General features: G+C 71.8%; 16 protein-coding genes. 8 read left to right on the top strand and 8 right to left on the bottom strand.

Features of this window, described 5'->3' with window-relative positions:
* Positions 1 to 329: 329 nt before the first annotated feature.
* From xylB to OO67_RS24985, 5 genes are all read left to right on the top strand, one after another.
* Positions 330 to 1,817, top strand: a complete 1,488-nt coding sequence (gene xylB / locus OO67_RS24965; RefSeq protein ID WP_033303632.1) for a xylulokinase — start codon at positions 330 to 332, stop codon at positions 1,815 to 1,817.
* A gap of 70 nt (positions 1,818 to 1,887) precedes the next feature.
* Positions 1,888 to 3,168: a VWA domain-containing protein gene (locus tag OO67_RS24970; RefSeq protein ID WP_078598268.1), complete on the top strand. Its 1,281-nt coding sequence runs from the start codon at positions 1,888 to 1,890 to the stop codon at positions 3,166 to 3,168.
* Positions 3,168 to 4,010 (top strand): hypothetical protein, encoded by an 843-nt coding sequence (locus OO67_RS24975; RefSeq protein ID WP_033303635.1) that lies wholly within the window; start codon positions 3,168 to 3,170, stop codon positions 4,008 to 4,010. Before OO67_RS24970 ends, OO67_RS24975 begins: the two co-directional genes overlap by 1 nt.
* A gap of 151 nt (positions 4,011 to 4,161) precedes the next feature.
* A complete protein-coding gene (locus OO67_RS24980; RefSeq protein WP_033303637.1) occupies positions 4,162 to 5,529 on the top strand; it encodes a cytochrome P450 in 1,368 nt (455 codons plus the stop codon).
* Positions 5,530 to 5,625: 96 nt separating this feature from the next.
* The gene (locus OO67_RS24985) at positions 5,626 to 7,518 is read left to right on the top strand and encodes an ABC transporter ATP-binding protein (protein WP_033303639.1); all 1,893 of its coding nucleotides are present in this window, start codon (positions 5,626 to 5,628) and stop codon (positions 7,516 to 7,518) included.
* A gap of 111 nt (positions 7,519 to 7,629) precedes the next feature.
* On the opposite strand, the gene OO67_RS24990 is transcribed toward OO67_RS24985, so the two are convergent.
* The gene (locus OO67_RS24990; protein ID WP_033303642.1) at positions 7,630 to 7,998 is read right to left on the bottom strand and encodes a VOC family protein; all 369 of its coding nucleotides are present in this window, start codon (positions 7,996 to 7,998) and stop codon (positions 7,630 to 7,632) included.
* 226 nt (positions 7,999 to 8,224) lie between these two features.
* On the opposite strand from OO67_RS24990, the gene OO67_RS24995 reads away from it, so the two are divergent.
* The 3 genes from OO67_RS24995 to OO67_RS25005 all read left to right on the top strand — a co-directional run bounded on the left by OO67_RS24995 (position 8,225) and on the right by OO67_RS25005 (position 11,438).
* Positions 8,225 to 8,692 (top strand): DUF4334 domain-containing protein, encoded by a 468-nt coding sequence (locus OO67_RS24995; protein ID WP_033303644.1) that lies wholly within the window; start codon positions 8,225 to 8,227, stop codon positions 8,690 to 8,692.
* 40 nt (positions 8,693 to 8,732) lie between these two features.
* Positions 8,733 to 9,827 (top strand): zinc-binding dehydrogenase, encoded by a 1,095-nt coding sequence (locus tag OO67_RS25000; protein WP_033303646.1) that lies wholly within the window; start codon positions 8,733 to 8,735, stop codon positions 9,825 to 9,827.
* Between the two features lie 414 nt (positions 9,828 to 10,241).
* A complete protein-coding gene (locus OO67_RS25005; protein WP_033303647.1) occupies positions 10,242 to 11,438 on the top strand; it encodes a low temperature requirement protein A in 1,197 nt (398 codons plus the stop codon).
* Here the strand turns inward: OO67_RS25005 and OO67_RS25010 are convergent.
* The 7 genes from OO67_RS25010 to OO67_RS25040 form a co-directional block, all read right to left on the bottom strand.
* A complete protein-coding gene (locus OO67_RS25010; RefSeq protein ID WP_033303648.1) occupies positions 11,431 to 12,762 on the bottom strand; it encodes an FtsX-like permease family protein in 1,332 nt (443 codons plus the stop codon). The two genes, OO67_RS25005 and OO67_RS25010, sit on opposite strands and share 8 nt — an antisense overlap.
* Positions 12,752 to 13,492 carry an ABC transporter ATP-binding protein gene (locus tag OO67_RS25015; RefSeq protein ID WP_033303649.1) on the bottom strand — a complete coding sequence of 247 codons (741 nt, stop codon included), beginning with the start codon at positions 13,490 to 13,492 and terminating at the stop codon, positions 12,752 to 12,754. Before OO67_RS25015 ends, OO67_RS25010 begins: the two co-directional genes overlap by 11 nt.
* Positions 13,489 to 14,058 carry a PadR family transcriptional regulator gene (locus OO67_RS25020; RefSeq protein WP_033303651.1) on the bottom strand — a complete coding sequence of 190 codons (570 nt, stop codon included), beginning with the start codon at positions 14,056 to 14,058 and terminating at the stop codon, positions 13,489 to 13,491. Before OO67_RS25020 ends, OO67_RS25015 begins: the two co-directional genes overlap by 4 nt.
* A 166-nt stretch (positions 14,059 to 14,224) precedes the next feature.
* Positions 14,225 to 15,208, bottom strand: coding sequence for an ABC transporter substrate-binding protein (locus tag OO67_RS25025; RefSeq protein WP_033303653.1), 984 nt, complete (start codon positions 15,206 to 15,208; stop codon positions 14,225 to 14,227).
* A gap of 1 nt (position 15,209) precedes the next feature.
* A complete protein-coding gene (locus OO67_RS25030) occupies positions 15,210 to 17,192 on the bottom strand; it encodes an ABC transporter permease (protein WP_033303654.1) in 1,983 nt (660 codons plus the stop codon).
* Complete coding sequence (locus tag OO67_RS25035) at positions 17,192 to 18,244, bottom strand: quaternary amine ABC transporter ATP-binding protein (RefSeq protein WP_033303655.1); 1,053 nt, start codon at positions 18,242 to 18,244, stop codon at positions 17,192 to 17,194. Before OO67_RS25035 ends, OO67_RS25030 begins: the two co-directional genes overlap by 1 nt.
* The gene (locus OO67_RS25040) at positions 18,241 to 19,812 is read right to left on the bottom strand and encodes a GMC family oxidoreductase (RefSeq protein WP_033303656.1); all 1,572 of its coding nucleotides are present in this window, start codon (positions 19,810 to 19,812) and stop codon (positions 18,241 to 18,243) included. Before OO67_RS25040 ends, OO67_RS25035 begins: the two co-directional genes overlap by 4 nt.
* Positions 19,813 to 19,896 lie beyond the last annotated feature (84 nt).

Here is a 19,896-nt window from a genome sequence, read left to right on the forward strand (position 1 = left end):
CAGCGCGGGACGCGTCGCGTCACCGAACGGGTCGTTGCCACGCCAGCCCACGGTCCACAGACCGAAGGTGAACCTGTCCGCGGGAGTGGGAGTGAAGCGTTCCGTCATGGTGTGTCCGCCTTCGCCTGCCTGGGGTCCGGAGCCGTCGTCACTACCCCGGGCCTATTTGTTCACTGACCTGATTAATTATGCACGCGACACCGTGCGGACGTAACCCCCCGGAGGACGAAACGGGGGTGACCTCTGTTCCGCACGCCGTCGATCACGTAATTTGTTTGTCGCACTCCCAAAACCCGCACCACCGGAAACCGCACGAGAAGAGGTAGCCCATGCCGCCGCGTACCGTCGTCATCGGCGTGGACAGCTCCACCCAGTCCACCAAGGCTGCAGTCACCGACACCGAGACCGGTGAGCTGCTCGCCGTCGGCCGCGCCCCGCACGTCGTCACGGGCGAGGGCGGGGCACGCGAGACCGACCCCGAGGTCTGGTGGCGGGCGCTGTGCGACGCCGTCGCGGCCGGGCTCAAGGAGTCCGGGCTCTCCGCGTCCTCCGTCACCGGAATCGCCGTCGCAGGGCAGCAGCACGGCCTCGTGACCCTCGACGGGACCGGCCGCCCACTGCGCCCCGCGCTGCTGTGGAACGACACGCGCTCCGCGCCGCAGGCGGCCGCGCTCGTCGCCGAGCTGGGCGGCGCGGAGGCGTGGACCGCGCGCACCGGCACGGTGCCCGTCGCGTCCATGACCGCGACCAAGTGGCGGTGGCTGCGCGAGAACGACCCGGAGAACGCCGCGGCCACGGCCTCCGTGCGGCTGCCCCACGACTTCCTCACGGAGCGGCTCGCGGGTGTCGCGGCGACGGATCCGGGTGACGCGTCGGGGACCTGCTGGTACTCCACGGCCACGGGCGCGTACGACCCGGAGCTCCTGGACCTCCTCGGCCTGGACGTCTCCATGCTGCCGGAGGTCGCCGCCACGGGCGGGACCCGGATCGGTTCCCTGACCGAGGCCGCCGCCGAAGCGCTCGGCCTGCCGGCCGGGATCGCCGTCGCGGCCGGCACCGGGGACAACATGAGCGCCGCGGTGGGCCTCGGCCTGGGCGGCGCGGGGCTGCTGGACCACCCCGTCCTGAGCCTCGGCACCTCGGGCACGGTCTTCGCCGCTTCCCGGACCCGCCCGGCGTCCACGGCCCTCTCGGGGTTCGCCGCGGCCGACGGTACGTATCTCCCCCTGGCCTGCACCCTCAACTGCACCCTGGCCGTCGACAAGGTGGCCGGCCTGCTCGGCCTGCACCGCGACGACGCGACGCCCGGCGGCGAGGCCGTGCTCCTCCCGTACCTCGACGGCGAACGCACCCCGGATCTCCCCCGCTCCTCCGGACTTCTCACCGGGCTGCGGCACGACACCACACCGCAGCAACTGCTCGGCGCCGCGTACGAGGGGGCAGCCTTCACCGTGCTGCGGGCGCTCGACGAGCTGCTGCGGGCATGCGGCCTCGACCCGGCCGACCCCGAGGTCGCCGGCCGGCCGCTGCGGCTGATCGGTGGCGGCGCCCAGGGGCGCACCTGGGTGGAGACCGTGCGCCGGCTCTCCGGCCGTCCCCTGATCGTGCCGGGCAGCGGCGAACTGGTCGCGCTCGGCGCGGCCGCGCTGGCCGCTTCCGCGGCGGGTGGCGGCGATCCGGTCGCCATCGCGACCCGGTGGAACGCGAAGTCGGACACCACCGATGCCGAACTCCCGCCGGTGGAAAGGGACATGGAGACCTGGGAGCGGGTCGGTTCGGTGCTGGACACGGCTGCCGAGCCACTGCTCGGCGGATGAGGAAGAACCCGGGACCGCGTCCGTCGCACGCGTTTTGGGATTGACTGTGGATCTTCAATAAGATCCGGCGATGATCATAAGAAAACGGCTGACGGCCGGGGTGTGCGTCCTGCTCGCCACCCTGGCCGCCGGGCTCGGCACCGCCCTTCCGGCCGCCGCCGACGAACCCCCCACCGCCGCTTCACCCAAGGTCGAACTCGTCCTTGACGTCAGCGGTTCCATGCGTACCCGCGACATCGACGGCGAGTCCCGGATGTCAGCCGCCAAGCAGGCGTTCAACGACGTCCTGGACGCGGTGCCCGACGAGGTGGAGCTCGGCATCCGTACGCTCGGCGCCGACTATCCGGGGGACGACCGGAAGACCGGCTGCAAGGACACCGAGCAGCTCTACCCGGTCGGCCCGCTCGACCGCACCGAGGCCAAGACCGCCGTCGCCACCCTGGCGCCGACCGGCTGGACCCCGATCGGACCCGCCCTGCTCGGTGCCGCCGACGACCTCGAGGGCGGGGACGCCACCCGGCGGATCGTCCTGATCACCGACGGCGAGGACACCTGCGGCCCGCTCGACCCCTGCGAGGTCGCGCGCGACATCGCCGCCCGGGGGATCCACCTGGTCATCGACACGCTGGGCCTGGTACCGAACGCCAAGATCCGGCAGCAGCTGACCTGCATCGCCGAAGCCACCGGCGGCACGTACACGGCGGTCCAGCACACCGACGAACTCTCCGGCCGTGTCAAGCAGTTGGTCGACCGCGCCGCCGAGCCCGTCATCACCCCGGTGGCGACCGAGGGCGCGGGCAGCTGCTCCGCGGCCCCGGAGCTGAAGGCCGGGCTCTACACGGACCGGCAGGAGATCGGCAAGCACCGCTGGTACCGGGTGGATGTCCTGCCCGGGCAGGAGCTGCGCGCCTCGGTGAGCGTCTCGGCCGACCGCGCGGTGAACGACGACTACGGAGTCCTGCTGCGCGCCCTGACCACGCACGGCCGTGAGATCGTCCGGGGCTCCGAGTCCGGCACGGGGCGCACGGACGCCGTCTCCACCGGGCTGCGCTACCCAAGGTCCGGACAGGACACCCCCGACGACACCGACGTGAAGCCCGCCGCCGAGTCCGTGTGCCTCCAGCTCGCCAACTCCTTCTCGGCGCCCGCCTCCGTGAAGACGACGCCCGGCATGCCCGTCGAGCTGACCATCGACCTCGTGGACGCTCCCGACGAAGCCGCCGACGTCGCCGCGTTCGGTCTGGGCCGGGGCTGGTGGCTGCTGGGCGCGATGGTGCTGACCGGACTGGCCGCCGGCCTGCTGTCCGGCTGGATCTCACGCCGCCGCGTCGCCGTATGGAGGACCAACTGATGCGTATCACCCGCAGCAGCACCCTGAGGCGTGGATGCGTGGGCGCGCTGCTGGCAGCGGTCACGCTGCTCACGTCGGCGGGCACGGCCGTCGCCGACGACCCGTCCGCGAGCGCGAGCCCGGCGGACGGCGAGGCGGCCGGCCCGACGGAGGCGGGTACCACCTTCCGTACCGCCACGGAGATCCAGCAGGAGCAGACGGCCACCGCGGACGCGTCCACGGGTGACTACCTGTACTGGGTCTTCCCCGCCGACGCCGGACAGCGCCCCACCGTCCGCGCCAAGGTGAGCCTGCCGGAGAGCGCCACCCGGCACGGCGCCTCGACGTGGCAGGTCGACGTGTACGACGGTCTCCGCCGACGCCAGGCCTGTGTGTACGGCCACCAGACGAGGAAGGCGGCACCGGACGCGGACGCCGTCGAGCTGTCCTGCGTACTGCGCACCGTGCGCGCCTGGTCCGAGCCGTGGGCGTCGGACCCGCTGCCCGGCAGCTACTACGTACGCCTTACGGCGGTCCGTCCGGCCGAGGAGGACCTGGGTCTGCCGGTCCACGTCGAGACCGAGGTGACCTCGGCGGGCCGGGGCGGCGCCCACGACGTGGACGGCGCCCTCGCCGAACCCCTGGTACCGGGCGTGTCCGCCGTCTCGGCCCAGGACGAGGACCCGGCACAGGGAGGTACCTCGATCGGTGTCGAGCCCGAGGACGGCTGGTCCTCCGGCTGGTGGACCGACCGCTGGCTGTGGACCGTCGGTGGCGGCGTACTCGCCGCGCTCGCAGCGATGTCCGGCTACTCCCTGGCGCGCGGCAGCGGGCGTCCTTCCCGGGTGCCGCCGGGGGCCTGACGGCGTGACACCCGCACCGAGGGCCGCAGACCACCGTCTGCGGCCCCCGGGCTTGCCGGTGCCCGGCGCCGGCGACTTCCGCCCGAACCCGAACGACTGGTACTAGGCTCAGCAACTCACGTACCGCGTACGGCAGATGACGGGAGTTCCCATGTCCGCGGAAACCGGTTCGGCCCTCGACACCGAGCCGAGCGGCCACCGGCTCGTCCAGGGGCCCAGGGGCCTGCCCTTACTGGGGAGCCTGCCGCAGTTCGGCAAGGACCCCCTCGCCTTCTTCGAGCGCCTGCGCGGCTACGGGGACATGGTGCGCTGGCGCTTCGGCCGCAACGACTGCGTCTTCATCTCCGATCCCGAGCACATCGGCGAGCTGCTCACCGAGACGGAACGCACCTTCGACCAGCCGCTGCTGGGCATCGCCTTCCGTACGGTCATGGGCAACGGTGTCGTCGTCGCGCGCGGCACCGACTGGCGGCGCAAGCGGTCGCTCGTCCAGCCCTCCGTGCGACCCAGGCAGGTGAAGTCGTACGCCTCCACCATGACGGCGTGCGCGCTGGAGCTGGCGGGCACCTGGTCGGACGGCCGACGCGTGGACGTCAAGCGGGAGATGGCGGCCCTGACGCAGAAGATCGCCGTCCGCACCATCTTCGGGGTGGACACACCGGCCGACGCGGAGTCGATGGGCCGCGCCATGGACATCGCCCAGCAGGAGATCGGCAAGGAGTTCAGCGGGCTCGGCGCCGTCCTGCCCGACTGGGTGCCGACTCCCGGCCGGAGCAGGATCAGGAAGGCCGCCGCGGTGATCGACGCGGAGGTCGCACGTGTGGTGGCCCGCCATCGCGACGGGGACGGGGAGCGCCCCGACCTCCTGAGCCGGCTGCTCACCGCGGTGGACGAAACCGGGGCGCGCCTCTCCGACAAGGAGATCCGCGACGAGACGGTCACCCTCTACATCGGCGGCCACGAGACGACCAGTTCGACGCTGGTATGGGCCTGGTACCTGCTCTCCCGCACCCCGCACGCGCTGGCGGCACTCACCGAGGAGCTGGACCGGGTACTCGGCGACCGGGATCCGGGCATCGAGGACTACGCACAACTGCCCTACGCCCAGGCGGTGGTGAAGGAGACCCTCCGGCTGTACCCGACGATCTGGCTGGTCACCGGGATCGCCAAGGAGGGAGCCCGGATCGGTGGCGTCCCGATGCCGGAGGGCACACGGGTGTGGAGCAGCCAGTGGGTCACGCACCGGGACGGACGGTGGTTCACGGAACCCGAGGCGTTCCGCCCGGAACGCTGGGACGCGGAGGACGGGGACGAGATCCCCGAGTACGCCTGGTACCCGTTCGGCGGCGGCCCCCGGGTCTGTCTCGGTACGCGCTTCGCGATGGTCGAGTCGGTGCTGATCCTCGCCGTCCTGGCGCGCCGCTTCGAACTGGAGGTGGACCCGGGCACCATCAACCCCGTGCCGACGCTGACGCTGCAGCCGGACCGCGAGGTCATGGCGACCGTACGGGCGCGCTGAACGCACAAGCGGGTGACGCCGGCCGGGAACGCTTGACCTCAACGTTACTTGAGGTCCTAGCGTGCCATGCATACCGACCGACCCCGGAGGCACCGCATGGACATGGAAGTCACGGCGTGGCATTCACTGCACAGCTCGTTGAACGCACAGAAGGACCGCAGGCCGTTCTCCAGGGCCACGCTGCACCGCATCGCGGCGTTCGCCCGGCCGCACCGGGGCCGGATCGTCCGCTTCCTGCTCCTCAGTGTGGTCACCGCCCTGCTGGCGGTGGCCACACCGGTGCTGGCGGGGCGCGTGGTCGACGCGATCGTGCAGGACGAGCAGGCCGGAACGGTCACACGTCTCGCCCTGCTCATCGCCCTGATCGCCGTGGCGGAGGCGGGTCTCGGGCTCCTCGTCCGGTGGCTGTCCGCGACCCTGGGTGAGGGGCTGATCCTCGACCTGCGCACCGCCGTGTTCGACCACGTCCAGCGGATGCCTGTCGCCTTCTTCACCCGCACCAGGACCGGCGCTCTGGTCAGCAGGCTCAACAACGACGTGATCGGCGCCCAGCGGGCGTTCAGCAACACCCTCTCCGGCGTGGTCTCCAACGTCGTCACCCTGCTGCTGACCCTGGCCGTGATGCTCACGATCTCCTGGCAGATCACGCTGCTCGCCCTCGTCCTCCTGCCGGTGTTCGTCGTCCCCGCCCGCAGGATGGGCGCCCGGATGGCGGACCTCCAACGGGAGGCCGCCGGCCACAACGCCACCATGGGCACCCAGATGACCGAGCGATTCTCGGCGCCGGGCGCGACGCTCATCAAGCTCTTCGGGCGCCCGGCCGACGAGTCCGCCGAGTTCGCCGCCCGCGCGGGGCGGGTGCGTGACATCGGCATCCGTACGGCGATGCTGCAGTCCACCTTCATCACGGCGCTCACCCTGGTGTCGGCCCTGGCCCTCGCCCTGGTCTACGGGCTCGGCGGCTACTACGCGCTGCGCGGCAGCCTGGAGCCCGGGGCCGTCGTCGCCCTGGCCCTGCTGCTCACCCGGCTCTACGCACCGCTGACGGCGCTGGCGGGGGCACGGGTCGAGGTGATGAGCGCCCTGGTCAGCTTCGAACGGGTCTTCGAGATCCTCGACCTCCGGCCACTGATCGCCGAGAAGCCCGATGCCCGCCGGGTACCCGACGGTCCGGTGTCCGTGGAGTTCGACGGGGTCTCCTTCGGCTACCCCTCCGCCGAGAAGGTCTCCCTCGCCTCGCTCGAGGAGGTCGCCACGCTCGACACGGGGGGTGGCGAGCAGGTGCTGCACGATGTCTCGTTCACGGCGGAGCCCGGCAAGATGGTCGCACTGGTGGGGTCGTCCGGGGCCGGTAAGTCGACGATCGCGCAGTTGCTCCCCCGGCTGTACGACACCGATGCCGGCGCCGTGCGGCTGAACGGTGTCGACGTACGGGATCTGACGGCCGAGTCGATCCGGGAGACGCTCGGCATGGTCACACAGGACGGCCACCTCTTCCACGAGTCGGTGCGTGCCAATCTCCTGCTCGCCCGGCCGGAGGCCACCGAGGAGGAGATCTGGGACGCGCTGCGCCGCTCCCGTCTGGACGGCCTGGTGGCGTCACTGCCCGAAGGGCTGGACACGGTGGTCGGCGAGCGCGGCTACCGGCTGTCCGGCGGCGAACGCCAGCGGCTCACCATCGCACGGCTGCTGCTGGCCCGTCAGCGGGTGGTGATCCTGGACGAGGCGACCGCCCACCTCGACTCCACCTCGGAGGCCGCCGTCCAGGAAGCACTGGCCGAGGCCCTCGAGGGCCGTACGGCGGTCGTGATCGCCCACCGGCTGTCGACGGTGCGGGCCGCCGATCTGATCCTGGTGGTCGAGGCGGGCCGGGTCGTCGAACGGGGCACGCACGACGAGCTGCTGGCCGCCCGGGGGCGGTACGAGGAGCTGTACCGCACCCAGTTCGAGCGGCCGGGAGCGGAGGGGGCGGCCCGGTCCGCCCACTGAGGCCACAGCCGCCCTTGGAGGTCCCAGGCTCCCGCCCCACACCTGTGCGGGCTCCCGCCCCGACCTGTGCGGGGCGGGAGCCCGCAGCCCTGCGTCAGCCGTGGGGCCGTGTCAGGCGCCGACCGACGGCTGGTGGAGGCCGAAGGGGGGCCCCTGGTCGTCGTGGCACAGCTGGAAGCGGCCGAAGCGCGCGACCGTCTCCTCGTCGCCGCCGGCATCGCCCCCCTCGGTGACCGTGCCGCCCAGCTCGCGCACGAGCGTGACGGCCGCCTGCATGTCGTCGACCCGGAAGAAGACGTACGGCCCCGCTCCCGCATCCCCTCCATGCACTCCACCGGGGGTTTTGGACGTGCGGATCGCGTAGCCGCCGCCCTCCGACGGCCCGGGCTCGAAGGTCCAGCCGAACAGCCCCGCGTAGAAGGTCCGGGCCCGCTCGGGGTCGGCGACACCCAGCTCGAAGAACGAGACCTCTCCGGCCACGACGGCTCCCGTGTCCGTGGAAACACCGCTCCGTCCCACCCTGGGGCGGCCACCGGGCGGGGGCATCCGGTGCGGGGGCGGTGGCCGGTGCCCGGTCCGCCCGTGCGGGAGGTGTCCGGCGTCCCGGCCCACGACACCGGGCGAAGACTCCGGCCGGCCCTCTGGCCCTGAGCGCAACAGTGATACATACTACGGATGTTTGTTTCATTCGATGTGGAGGGAAACCATGGGCATCGACGAGGCACGAACCCTCTTCGCCGACCTGCGCGCCAAGGACTCCGCCGTCCCGTCCGAGGAACTCGACGCCGTCTGGGCCGCGTTGCCCGTCGTACGCGTCGAGGAGATCCTCGGGGAGTGGCGGGGCGGTGAGTTCGACACCGGGCATCCGCTCAACGGGATGCTGCAGAAGGCCGGCTGGTACGGCAAGACCTTCCTCTCGGCCGACGACGCGAAGCCGCTCATGATGCGCGGAGAGGACGGCCTGCTCTACAGCGACACCGAACTCGGCAAGGGCGAGGCGAGCCTGTGGACGGTCGAGTTCCGGGGCGAGTCGACGGCCACCATGGTCTACGACGGTCAACCGGTGTTCGACCACTTCAAGGCCGTCGACGACCGCACCCTCATGGGCATCATGAACCGCAAGGGCGTCGGCCCGGACGGACCCTTCTACTACTTCTTCCTCGACCGCGTCTGAGACAGATCGAGATGCCCGGCCGACAGGGACGGAGCTGGTCGTGAAAGCAGCAGTGGTGGACGCGGTGGGCGGCGGATTCGCCCTCCAGGACGTCGACATCGCCGAGCCCACGCGGCGCGAGGTCCTGGTGGAGGTGAGGGCGTCCGGCCTCTGCCACACCGACCTCACCCTCGCCACCCACGCCTTCGCCGGGTTCCCCCCGCCCATGGTCCTGGGCCACGAGATCGCCGGTGTCGTCGCCGCCGTAGGCCCGGACGCCCGCGCGTTCGGGGCCGGGGACCACGTCGTCGGCTGCCTCGTCCAGTGGTGCGGAAGCTGTCCGGCGTGTCTCGACGACAGGCCTTACCAGTGCGGCCGCCCGGAGACCACACTGCGCGACCCCGGGCGTGACGCGCCACGGCTCAGCCGCGCGGGACGGCCCCTCGCACAGGGCATGGGGCTGGGTGGCTTCGCCCAGCTGGCCCTCGTCCACGAGAACCAGCTGACCGCCGTCCCGCGCCGGATGCCCTTCGCCCCGGCCGCCCTGCTGGGGTGCGGCGTACTGACCGGTGCGGGATCCGTCCTCAACGGCGCGCGCGTCCGGGCGGGCGAGACCGTGGCCGTGATCGGCGCAGGGGGCGTCGGGCTGAACGCGGTCGGCGCGGCGAGGATCGCCGGGGCCTCCCGCGTCATCGCGGTCGACGTACAGGACGGCAGACTGCGGCGCGCCACCGCCTTCGGTGCGACGGATGTGGTCAACTCCGCCACCACGGACGCCGTCACGGCCGTCCGCGAGCTGACCGGCGGCGGAGTCCGGCACGCCTTCGACGTCGTCGGCGTGGCCGCGACCACCGAACAGGCACTGCGCATGACCGCCCTCGGGGGCGGCGTGTACGTCGTGGGTCTTGCGGGGAGCGGCGGAGACCTGAAGCTGTCGCTGCCCCGGCTGCTGCTGCAGCAGAAGAGCATCCAAGGGCTGATCATGGGATCGGGGAACCCACGGCGCGACATCCCCCGTTACGCGGACCTGTACCTGCGGGGGCACCTGGACCTCGACGCCCTCGTCTCCCGGAAGATCTCCCTGGGCGACATCGACACCGGTTACACCGCCCTCCGGGACCCCGATGTGGCACGGGTCGTCGTCACGTCCTTCTGAGCGTGCGTCCGGGCCCCGATGACTGTGAGGTCCGTCGGCTTCTCGTCGCGGGCGGGCGCGCTGACGGTCGATGGTTGCCGGATCGGACGCGGAGACCGGACCCGAAGGGCCCGGCACCGACCTCGCCGCCGCCCCGCTCCGGTGGAACAACGGCCGGAGCGCATGGCTCGGTGAGCGGCCTGAGGCGGCTCCAGCGTTTCGGCCTCGCCGTGCGCGCGAGACGCGGGATGTCCGCCCCGACCGTGCGGTGCGGCCTGTCCGCGTTGCGCGCCTTCGTGGGCCGCTCGTAAATTGACCCGTGTCCGTCGAGCCGACCGACCCGGCCGCGGCCTGCACAGTCGGTGTCGGCAGGCGCGGCCGCCTTCGGGACGGGCCGGGCCGGAACCCTCCTCCCACCGCTGAAACCGGGTACGCATGAGTCAGTCACAATCCGCCTTCGGCGCATGGCACCGGCCGATGGTCGCCCGTCCTGCCCATGAGCGGCACCGCACGGCGACAGCGCTCGAGCTGTTCTTCGACCTGTGCTTCGTCACCGCCGTCGCCCAGGCGTCGGCGGCCTTCGAGCACGAACTCGCCGAGGGACACATCGGGCACGGGGTCCTCGGCTACGCGATGGTGTTCTTCGCGATCTGGTGGGCCTGGATGAACTTCACCTGGTTCGCCTCCGCGTACGACACCGACGACGTCCCCTACCGGCTGCTGACGCTGGTCCAGATCGCCGGCGCGCTCGTCGTGGCCGCCGGCGCGGCCGAAGCCCTCCAGCAGGAGGACTTCACCGTCATCACCTGGGGCTACGTCATCATGAGGCTCGCCATGGTCACCCAATGGCTGCGCGCCGCCCGCTCCGACCCCGAACGCCGGCGCTCCTGTGTGCGCTACGCGGTCGGCATCCTGATCGTGCAGGTCGGCTGGGTCGCCCGGCTGGCCCTGCCGGAGGACTGGGGCCTGCCGACGTTCGCTGTCCTGGTCCTGGCCGAGATCGCCGTCCCCGCCTGGGCCGAGAGTGCCGCCATGACCACCTGGCACCCTCACCACATCGCCGAACGCTACGGCCTGTTCACCCTCATCGTGCTCGGCGAGACCATGACCGCGGCCACCGCGGCCGTCCGTACCGCCCTCGACGACGAGGCCGGGCTCGGCGACATCGCGACCCTGGTCGTCGGCGGCGTGCTGACCGTGTTCGCCCTGTGGTGGCTCTACTTCTCGCAGAACGCCCCGCAACGGCTCACCGGCCTCAAGGCGGCGCTCCTGTGGGGCTACGGCCACTACCTCGTCTTCGCCTCGGCTGCCGCGGTCGGCGCGGGACTCGCGGTCAACGTGGCCCACACCACCGGCCACGGTCACCTCTCCGACCACGCGGCCGCTGCGACGTTCACCGTCCCGGTGGCCGTCTTCATCACCCTGGTGTGGCTGCTGCACCACAGGACGGAGGAGCTGCGCAGCCGCAACGACCTGATCCACCCCGCGGCCGTCCTCGCCGTGCTGGCCGTGACGTTCACCCCGGCCCCGGTCCTCGCCACCGGTCTCCTGGCCGCCGCGCTCGTCGCCGCCACGCTCGTGGTGGCGGCGCGGGCGCGCGGCGGGACGGACCTCTCGAAGAGTTCTATGTGAACCGCAGTTCGGCCGGGTGGGCCACGCGCCGAAGAAGCGGCAGCGAGGTCGCCGCGGCCAGCAGGCAGGCCGCGTAGACCGCCACCGGGACGACCAGGGGCAGCAGGGGGACGGGTCCGCCCACGACGGTGGCGTACGCCAGGTACACCACCGTCCCTCCGGCGCCCGCGAGCAGGAGCGCGGGTGCCAGGGGGAGCGCGGTCTCCAGGAGCGCGGCCCGGGCCAGAACACGGTGCGGCACCCCGGCGGCGGCCTGCGCAGCAAGGCCCCTGCGGCGGGTCGCCAGTGACTCGGCGGTGCCGACGGCGAGGCCGCAGAGACTGATCGTCAGGGCGACGAGCACGGCGGCTCCGGCGAGGTCGATGCCGGTGGTGTAGAAGGCGAGGTCCACCGGACGGTAGCCGTTCGCCCCCAGCGCGGAGAGCAGTACGCCGCGGACCCCGAGGAAGCCCACTCCGACCACCGTGACCAGCAGCAGGGCGGCATGGGTACGGGCGGCCGCCCACGGGTCGTGCGCGAGGCGGCTCGCGGCGATGAGCACCGCCGGGCTCTTCGCATGAAGGGTGAGCCTGCGTCCGACGAACGCCGCGAACGCTCCTGCCGCCCAGATCGCGCCCGCCCCGGTGAGGAGCACCAGGCCCAGGACCAGCAGCGCGAACGGTGTGACCCCTTTGCCGCCCGGGAACAGAAGCAGCAGTCCCGCCACGGCGATCAGCGCGGCCGCGAGCACGACGCCGAGCGCTGCCCGGCGTCCCCGGTCCGGACCCGTTCTGCGGACATGGTCGAGCGGCGAAGCGACCACGTGCCGCAGTGCGAAGACGCTCACCGGCGCGGCGACCACCGGCACGGCGAGCACGACCGCCACGAAGGCCGCCCAGGCCACCGGGGGCGGGGTGTGTCCCGCCACGGCGAGGAGCACGGCGAACGCGGCGAAGCCGGCGGACGAGCCGGCCAGGCAGGCGAACGCGGACTCCACCGCGGCGAGTCTCCGCACCTGTGCGGGAGACGCCCCGGCGAGCCGCATCCCGGCCATCCGGCGATGACGGTGCACGGCGCCGATACGCGCGCACTGGCCGAGGAAGCCCAGCACCGGGACCAGCAGGAGCACGAGCGTGAGCACCACCCCCGCACGCTCGCCGGGCCGGTCGAGCAGCCCGTGGGCGTACGGGATGGAGACCTGCCCCCGCACGGCGGCGATCGTCGCCGCCGCGAGGGCGAATCCCGTGGCGAGCAGAGCGCCCAGGAGGGTGAGCGAGAATCTCCACCACTCGCGACGGTCGGAGCCCCGCGCGAGGATCCAGGCGATGCGGATGTCAGCCTTCACGGCGAGCCGCCTCCTGACCGAGGACGGCGGCCGGGCCCGAGTGGACGACGCCGTCCCGCAAGCCCACCTCGCGGTCCGCGTAGGCCGCGATCTGCGCGTCGTGGGTGATCAGCAGCACCGCCGTGCCCGCCTCCCGCGCGGTGTGCACCAGAGCGGTCATCACCTGTTCCCCGGCGAGGGTGTCCAGGGCCCCGGTCGGCTCGTCCGCGAAGACCGCCCTGGGCCCGGTGACCAAGGCGCGTGCCAGAGCGACCCGTTGGCTCTGGCCGCCGCTCATCCCACCTGGGCGCAGGTCGGCCTGCCCCCGGACACCGAAGCGCTCCAGCCACTCCCCCGCCGTCCGGTGAGCGTGACCGCGACGGGCCCCGGCGAGCAGCAGCGGCAGCGCCACGTTGTCGAGCGCGGTGAGCTCGGGGATCAACTGCCCGAACTGGAACACCACCCCGAAGTCGCGGCGCCGCAGCTCGCTGAGCCGCTGCTCGGGCAGCAGGCCGAGCTCCTCGCCCCCGTAGGTGACGGCACCCTCGTCGGGGCGGACGATGCCCGAAAGGCAGTGCAGCAGGGTGGACTTGCCGCTGCCGCTCGTACCGGTGACGGCCAGGATCTCACCCTCGTGGAGGTCCAGGGAAGCTCCCCGCAGCGCCTCCGTCCTTCCGTACGACTTCCGCAGACCGCGCGCCGAGATCAGCACGCCCGCCCCCGATAAGGGCTGTTCGGTCGGTGTGTTCATGATCCGTTGACCTCCGCGGTCAGGGTGTCGATGCGAGCGGTGGTAGTGGTCATCCACCGCACGTCGGCGTCGAGATGGGCCAGGGCGTAGTCGGCGGCGAGCACCGTGCTGAGATCGGCGCCCGGCGTGGTCTTGAGCGCGGTGAGTTCCCTCATCCGCTCCATGTGGGCGGCGCGCTGTGCCCTGAGATGCGCGGCCGCGTCCGGTTCCGGTCCGTCCTGGGCTCCGCCCGGACCCGCTGCCGCTACGAGGATCGAGACCACGACCTTGGCGAAGATCTCGTTCGTCACGAAGGGGGCGGGCGCGGTGATCTCCTGGGCCCACCGGCCCAGTTCGTGCGAACCCTCGGCCGTCGAGCGGTAGAGGGTGCGCTCCGGTCCACCGTCGGAGCCGGTGCCCTCGACCGCGGCCAGACCGTCACGCACGAGGCGTTGCAGCGTTGTGTAGACCTGCCCGTAGGCGAGCGGGCGTGCCTGCGGGAAACGTGCGTCGTACTGCCGCTTCAGTTCGTAGCCGTGGGAGGGACCGGCTGCGAGCAGGCCCAGAAGTACATGACGGGTACTCATGTGCACACTCTATACTCAGTACATGTACTGAGTGAATAGTTAGTCGCGGGTCGACCGGCTGCCGTCGCAGAGAACGCCGTCAGCCGCCGTCGCCGAGAAACGCCGTCAGCCGCCGTGGCGGGTGCCACGGCGGCTGACGGCGAGCCTGAGGGAACCTCCGGTCAGGTCACCGGGCCAGCCACTTCTTCCAGGTGTCCGGGTGCTTCTCGATCCAGCGGTCCGCCGCCTCGTCGGGGGACAGCCGTTCGGAGGCGATCAGTTCGGCGACCTCGTTCTGGTCCTTCTCCGACCACTTGAACTTCTTCAGGAAGGCCGCCGCGTCGCCGCCGCGCTTCGCGAAGTCCGCGTTGAGGTACTTCTGGAGCGGGGTCGTCGGATAGGCGCAGTCGATGTCCGCCGGGTCCTTGGCCGCGCAGGCTTCGGAGTACTCCGGGAGCTTCACCTCGACCATCGGTACCTCGTTGAACAGCCACTGCGGCTGGTACCAGTAGCTGAGGAAGGGCTTCTTCTCCTTGGCGAACTGCTGCATCTGGGTGATCTGCGCCGCCTCGGAGCCCGCGAAGACGACCTTGTAGTCCAGGTCCAGGTTCTTCACCAGCGCCTTGTCGTTGGTGACGTAGGACGGCGAACCGTCCATCAGCTGGCCCTTGTCACCGCTCTCCGGGGTACGCAGCTCGTCGGCGTACTTGTCGAGGTTCTTCCAGTCGGTGACGTCGGGGTGCTCGTCCGCCCAGTACTTGGGGACGAACCAGCCGATGTGACCCGTGACCCCGAGGTCGCCCCCCGGGACGATGGTCTTCTTGTCCTTGACGTACAGCTGCTCCTGGTCGGGGTGGCCCCAGTCTTCCAGGATGGCGTCCACCCGGCCCTGGCTGAGGGCGTCCCAGGCGGGTACCTCGTCCGTCTGGACGAGGTCGACGCGGTACCCGAGCTCGTCCGCCAGGATCTTCCGCGCGACGGCCACGTTGGCCTGCGCGCCGACCCAGGACTGGACGGAGAGGGTGACGGTCTTGATGTCGGCGGGGGCCGCGAACGGGGAGGCCTGCTTGGTCATGTCCGCCGCACCGCATCCGGTGACGGCCAGCAGCGCGCCGGCCGAGGCGACGGTCGCGGAGGCACGGAGGCGGGCGTGGGTACGGGTGCGAGCCATGTCAGCTCTCCTTCCGCTGACGACGGGCGGTGGGCTGGGTGACCCGGTCCAGCATCAGTCCGAGGCAGACGATGGCGGCACCCGCCACGAGACCGGTGGCCAGGTCGCCCTGGGCGAGGCCGAAGACGACTTCGTAGCCGAGTGCGCCGGAGCCGACGAGCCCGCCGATGATGACGACCGCGAGGACCAGGACGACGCCCTGGTTGACGGCCAGCAACAGCGCGGGCCTGGCCAGCGGGATCTGGACCTGGCGCAGTTGCTGGCCACTGGTGGCGCCGAGCGAGCGGGCGCACTCCATGGCGGCGGGGTCGACACCCCGCAGGCCCTGGGTCGTGATGCGTACGACGGCAGGCAGCGCGTAGACGACCGCTGCCGCGGCGGCGGGGGCCCGGCCCACGCCGAAGAGGGCGACGACCGGGATGAGGTAGACGAACTGCGGCATGGTCTGGAAGACGTCCAGGACGGGTCGCAGCAGCCGTTCGAGGCGACGGCTGCGCGCGGCGCCGACGGCGATGCCGAAGCCCAGGACGAGCGTGACGGCGACGGCGGCGACGACCTGGCTGAGCGTGTCCATCGACAGGTCCCAGACGCCGAGGACCCCGATGGCGGCCATGGCCAGCACGGCGGTGAGCGCGGTGCGCCAGGTCCCGATGGTCCACGCGAGGGCGGCGACGGTCAGCAGCACGGCCCACCAGGGCAGACCCTGCAGTCCGTCGCGCAGCGGGTTGAGGATCCAGCTGGTGAAGTGGGCGGCCCAGTCGGCGGTGCCTCCGATGACGGGGATGCCGGTGTAGAGGTGGTCGACCATCCAGTCCTTGGCGGTGTTGACCGGTTCCGCGATGCCCACGATGGCGTCCTCGGGCCAGATGCGGCCCCCGGTGAAGCGGCCCACGACGGCGACGGCCGCGGCGATCAGCGCGGCGAGCGCCCAGCCGCGCACCCCGCGCAGCGCGGCGGGACCGGTGGGCTCGGTGCCGGCCTTCCGGCCCGCTGCCTCGGTCGTACGGTCCAGGACGACGGCCAGCAGCACGATGGGGATGCCCGCGGCGAGCGCGGCGCCGACGTCGACGGAGGAGAGCGCCTGGTAGACGCGGTCGCCGAGACCGCCGGCGCCGATGACGGACGCGATGACGGCCATGGACAGCGCCATCATGATGGTCTGGTTGAGGCCGAGCAGCAGCTCCTTGCGGGCCAGCGGCAGCCGGGCGCTCAGCAGGCGCTGGCGGCCGGTCGCACCGAGCGAGGCGACGGCTTCCATGACGCCCGCGTCGGCTCCGCGCAGTCCGAGCGCGGTGAGCCGGGCCATCGGCGGGGCCGCGTAGACGACGGTCGCGAGGACCGCACCGGGCACCCCGATGCCGAAGACCAGCACCACGGGCAGCAGATAGGCGAAGGCGGGCAGCACCTGCATGGTGTCCAGGACGGGGCGCAGGACACGGAACGTACGGTCCGAGAGGCCGGCGGCGAGCCCGAGCAGCAGACCCAGCACCACGGAGGCGAGGACCGCGACCGTCATCAGGGCGAGGGTCTGCATGGTCGGCACCCACATGCCGAGCAGCCCGCAGACCAGGAAGGACAGTCCGGCGGTCAGGGCGAGGCGCCATCCGGCCGCCCGCCAGGCGACGAGCGCGGCGACGGCGGCGACCCCGGCCCAGCCGAGGGCGAGCAGTGCGAGGTAGACGCCACGCACCGAGAGGACGACCGCGTTGCTGATGTGGCCGAAGAAGTAGAGGAACAGCGGGTGGCTGTCGCGGTTGCCGATGATCCAGTCGTTGACCTCTCCGAGCGGCCCGCTCAGGTCGACGGTCAGGGCCCCGGGCCAGACCCCGCCGCCCCAGCGGGCCTGCGCGAAGGGCACGGCCACGGCGGCGATCACCAGCAGCAGCAGGAGCTTGCCGAGTGCGGGCCGGTCGCGCAGGGCTGCGAGCGGGCGGCTGCCCGGGGGCCCGGAGGCGGTACGGGTGGTGGCTTGGGCGGTGGCCATCAGACGGTCACCTCACGGGCTCCCGTACCCGCGACCACGTCCAGCAGGCACGCGTGGTCGACGACGCCGAGCAGCCTGCCGCCCTCCGTCACCCGGGCGACCGGCTCACCGGAGCGGGCGACGGCCTCGATGGCTTCGGAGACGGTTGCCCCCGGGCGGAGCGCCGGTCCGCTGTCGCCCTCACCGGCCGTCGGCGGACGCATGGCGGTGGCGACGGTGAGGACCTGTTCGCGCGGCACGTCGCGGACGAACTCGCGTACGTAGTCGTCGGCGGGCGAACCGACGATCTCCTCGGGGGTGCCGAGCTGGACGATGCCGCCGTCGCGCATCAGCGCGATGCGGGTGCCCAGGCGGAGCGCCTCGCTGAGGTCGTGGGTGATGAAGACCATGGTGCGGCCCTCCTCGCGGTGCAGCCGGACGACCTCGTCCTGCATCTCACGCCGGATCAGCGGGTCGAGCGCGCTGAACGGTTCGTCGAAGAGCAGGACGGACGGGTCGACGGCGAGTGCGCGGGCCAGGCCCACTCGCTGCTGCTGACCACCGGAGAGCTGGGCGGGCCGACGGTCCTCGAGGCCCGAGAGGCCGACCTTCTCCACCAGTTCGGCGGCCTTGGCGCGCCGTTCGGTCCTGCCGAGGCCCTGGATCTCCAGGCCGTAGGCGACGTTGTCGAGCACCGTGCGGTGCGGCAGCAGTCCGAAGTGCTGGAAGACCATCGCGGCGCGGTGGCGGCGCAGTTCGCGCAGCCGGGTGGTGTCCATGCCCAGCACGTCCTCGCCGTCGATGGCGAGGGTGCCGCTGGTGGGTTCGATGAGCCGGGTCAGACAGCGTACGAGTGTGGACTTGCCGGAGCCCGACAGGCCCATGACGACGAAGACCTCACCCTTCTCGACGTCGAAGGAGACGTCGCGCACGGCGGCGGTGCAGCCGGTGCGCTCGCGCAGTCCGGCGGGCGGCAGGTCGGCGAGTTCACTGCCGGGGACGCGGTCGGCCTTGGGGCCGAAGACCTTCCAGAGGTTACGGACGCTGAACACAGGGGTACCGGCTTCGCTCATCGGACATCGCCTCCGGTGGTCGGGGTCGCTCGGAGCAGCTCGGCGCACTTCTCGCCCACCATCAGGACGCCGATCATGGGGTTCACGGCGGGCATGGTCGGGAAGACGGACGCGTCGGCGATCCGGATGCCTTCGAGGCCCTGGATGCGGAGCTGGGGGTCGACGACGGCCGCCGGGTCGCCCGGGGCGCCCATCCGGCAGGTCCCTGCCGGGTGGTAGACGGTGTGCGCGACCTTGCGTGCGTACTCGCTGATGTCCTCGTCGGACGTGACCTCGGGCCCGGGACACACCTCGCGCTTGAGCCAGTGGGCCAGCGGTTCGGTCTTCGCGATCTCGCGGGCGAGCTTGATGCCGTCGACCAGCGTGCGGCCGTCGTAGTCGTCCTCGTCGGTGAAGTAGCGGAAGTCCAGGGCCGGCTTGACCTCGGGGTCGGCGCTGGTGAGGTACAACCGGCCGCGGCTGCGCGGCTTGGGGATGTTCGGGGTCATCGACACGCCGTGCTCGGGCTTCTCGTAGCCGAGGCGCTCCGGGTTGTCGGTGAAGGGGATCTGGTAGAAGTGGAACATCAGGTCGGGGCCCCGGGACCCGGGGTCCCTGCGCACGAAGAGGCCCGCGTCGGAGTCCATCGCGGAGTTCTCCGGGATGGGTCCGTCGGTCTCCCAGACGATGACCGACTCGGGGTGGTCGAGCAGGTTCTCACCCACGCCCGGTGCGTCGTGGACGACGGGGATGCCGAGTGCGGTGAGGTCCTTCGCCGGTCCGACGCCGGAGTGCATCAGCAGCCTCGGGGTGTCCACCGCGCCCGCGCAGACGATCACTTCACGGGCGGCGCGCAGGAGCGTCTCCTCGCCGTCCTTGGTGCGTACGTGCACACCGGTCGCCCGGTTGCCGTCGAACTCCAGCCGGTACGCCCATGTCTCCAGCATGATCGAGAGGTTGGGGCGGTCGCCGGCCTCGATGTGCGGGTGGAGATAGGCGACGGACGCGGAGGAACGCTTGTTGTTCTCCGGGTGGTAGGCCAGGTCGAAGAAGCCGGCGCCTTCGTGGAACGGCTTCTTGTTGAAGCTGTCCACGCGCGGAACCCCGGCCGCCGCCTGTGCGGCCTCGACGAAGTCGCGTGCGATGGCGTTCCGGTCCTTCTCGTCGACGGGCACGATGTTGTTGCGCAACCGGTCGAAGTAGGGGTCCATGGCGGTGGCGTGCCAGCCGTCGGCTCCGGCTTCGGCCCACTCGTCCCAGTCGCCGGGCAGCGGCTTGAAGCTGATCAGTGTGTTGTGCGAGGAACAGCCGCCGAGGACGCGGGCGCGGCTGTGCCGGATGTGGGAGTTGCCGCGTGGCTGTTCGGTGGTGGGGTAGTCGTAGTCGAGGTCGCCGCCGAGGAGACCGAGCCAGCGGCGGAGGGTGAGGACGTCCTCGCGGTCGATGTCGGTGGGGCCGCCCTCGATGACGGTGACGGTGACGTCGGGGTCCTCCGTGAGGCGGGAGGCGATGACCGAGCCGGCCGTACCGCCTCCGACGATCACGTAGTCGACGGGTTCGGGGCGTGCGGTGCTGGGGGACGGGGGCATCGGTTGCTCCTTCTGCAAGGTGCTGGCGTGTGCGTGGTGCTGCGAAGAGCCGGACGGGGAGGGCCGATTGCGCTCAGCCGGCGA

The organism is Streptomyces atroolivaceus (assembly GCF_000717025.1).
In the GTDB taxonomy this organism is placed as follows: domain Bacteria; phylum Actinomycetota; class Actinomycetes; order Streptomycetales; family Streptomycetaceae; genus Streptomyces; species Streptomyces atroolivaceus.

Excerpts from the sequence above, each read along its gene's own strand:
- xylB (WP_033303632.1), top strand. The coding sequence starts at position 330 with ATGCCGCCGCGTACCGTCGTCATCGGCGTGGACAGCTCCACCCAGTCC.
- OO67_RS24970 (WP_078598268.1), top strand. The coding sequence starts at position 1,888 with ATGATCATAAGAAAACGGCTGACGGCCGGGGTGTGCGTCCTGCTCGCC.
- OO67_RS24975 (WP_033303635.1), top strand. The coding sequence starts at position 3,168 with ATGCGTATCACCCGCAGCAGCACCCTGAGGCGTGGATGCGTGGGCGCG.
- OO67_RS24980 (WP_033303637.1), top strand. The coding sequence starts at position 4,162 with ATGTCCGCGGAAACCGGTTCGGCCCTCGACACCGAGCCGAGCGGCCAC.
- OO67_RS24985 (WP_033303639.1), top strand. The coding sequence starts at position 5,626 with ATGGACATGGAAGTCACGGCGTGGCATTCACTGCACAGCTCGTTGAAC.
- OO67_RS24995 (WP_033303644.1), top strand. The coding sequence starts at position 8,225 with ATGGGCATCGACGAGGCACGAACCCTCTTCGCCGACCTGCGCGCCAAG.
- OO67_RS25005 (WP_033303647.1), top strand. The coding sequence starts at position 10,242 with ATGAGTCAGTCACAATCCGCCTTCGGCGCATGGCACCGGCCGATGGTC.
- OO67_RS25015 (WP_033303649.1), bottom strand. The coding sequence starts at position 13,492 with ATGAACACACCGACCGAACAGCCCTTATCGGGGGCGGGCGTGCTGATC.
- OO67_RS25020 (WP_033303651.1), bottom strand. The coding sequence starts at position 14,058 with ATGAGTACCCGTCATGTACTTCTGGGCCTGCTCGCAGCCGGTCCCTCC.
- OO67_RS25025 (WP_033303653.1), bottom strand. The coding sequence starts at position 15,208 with ATGGCTCGCACCCGTACCCACGCCCGCCTCCGTGCCTCCGCGACCGTC.
- OO67_RS25030 (WP_033303654.1), bottom strand. The coding sequence starts at position 17,192 with ATGGCCACCGCCCAAGCCACCACCCGTACCGCCTCCGGGCCCCCGGGC.
- OO67_RS25035 (WP_033303655.1), bottom strand. The coding sequence starts at position 18,244 with ATGAGCGAAGCCGGTACCCCTGTGTTCAGCGTCCGTAACCTCTGGAAG.
- OO67_RS25040 (WP_033303656.1), bottom strand. The coding sequence starts at position 19,812 with ATGCCCCCGTCCCCCAGCACCGCACGCCCCGAACCCGTCGACTACGTG.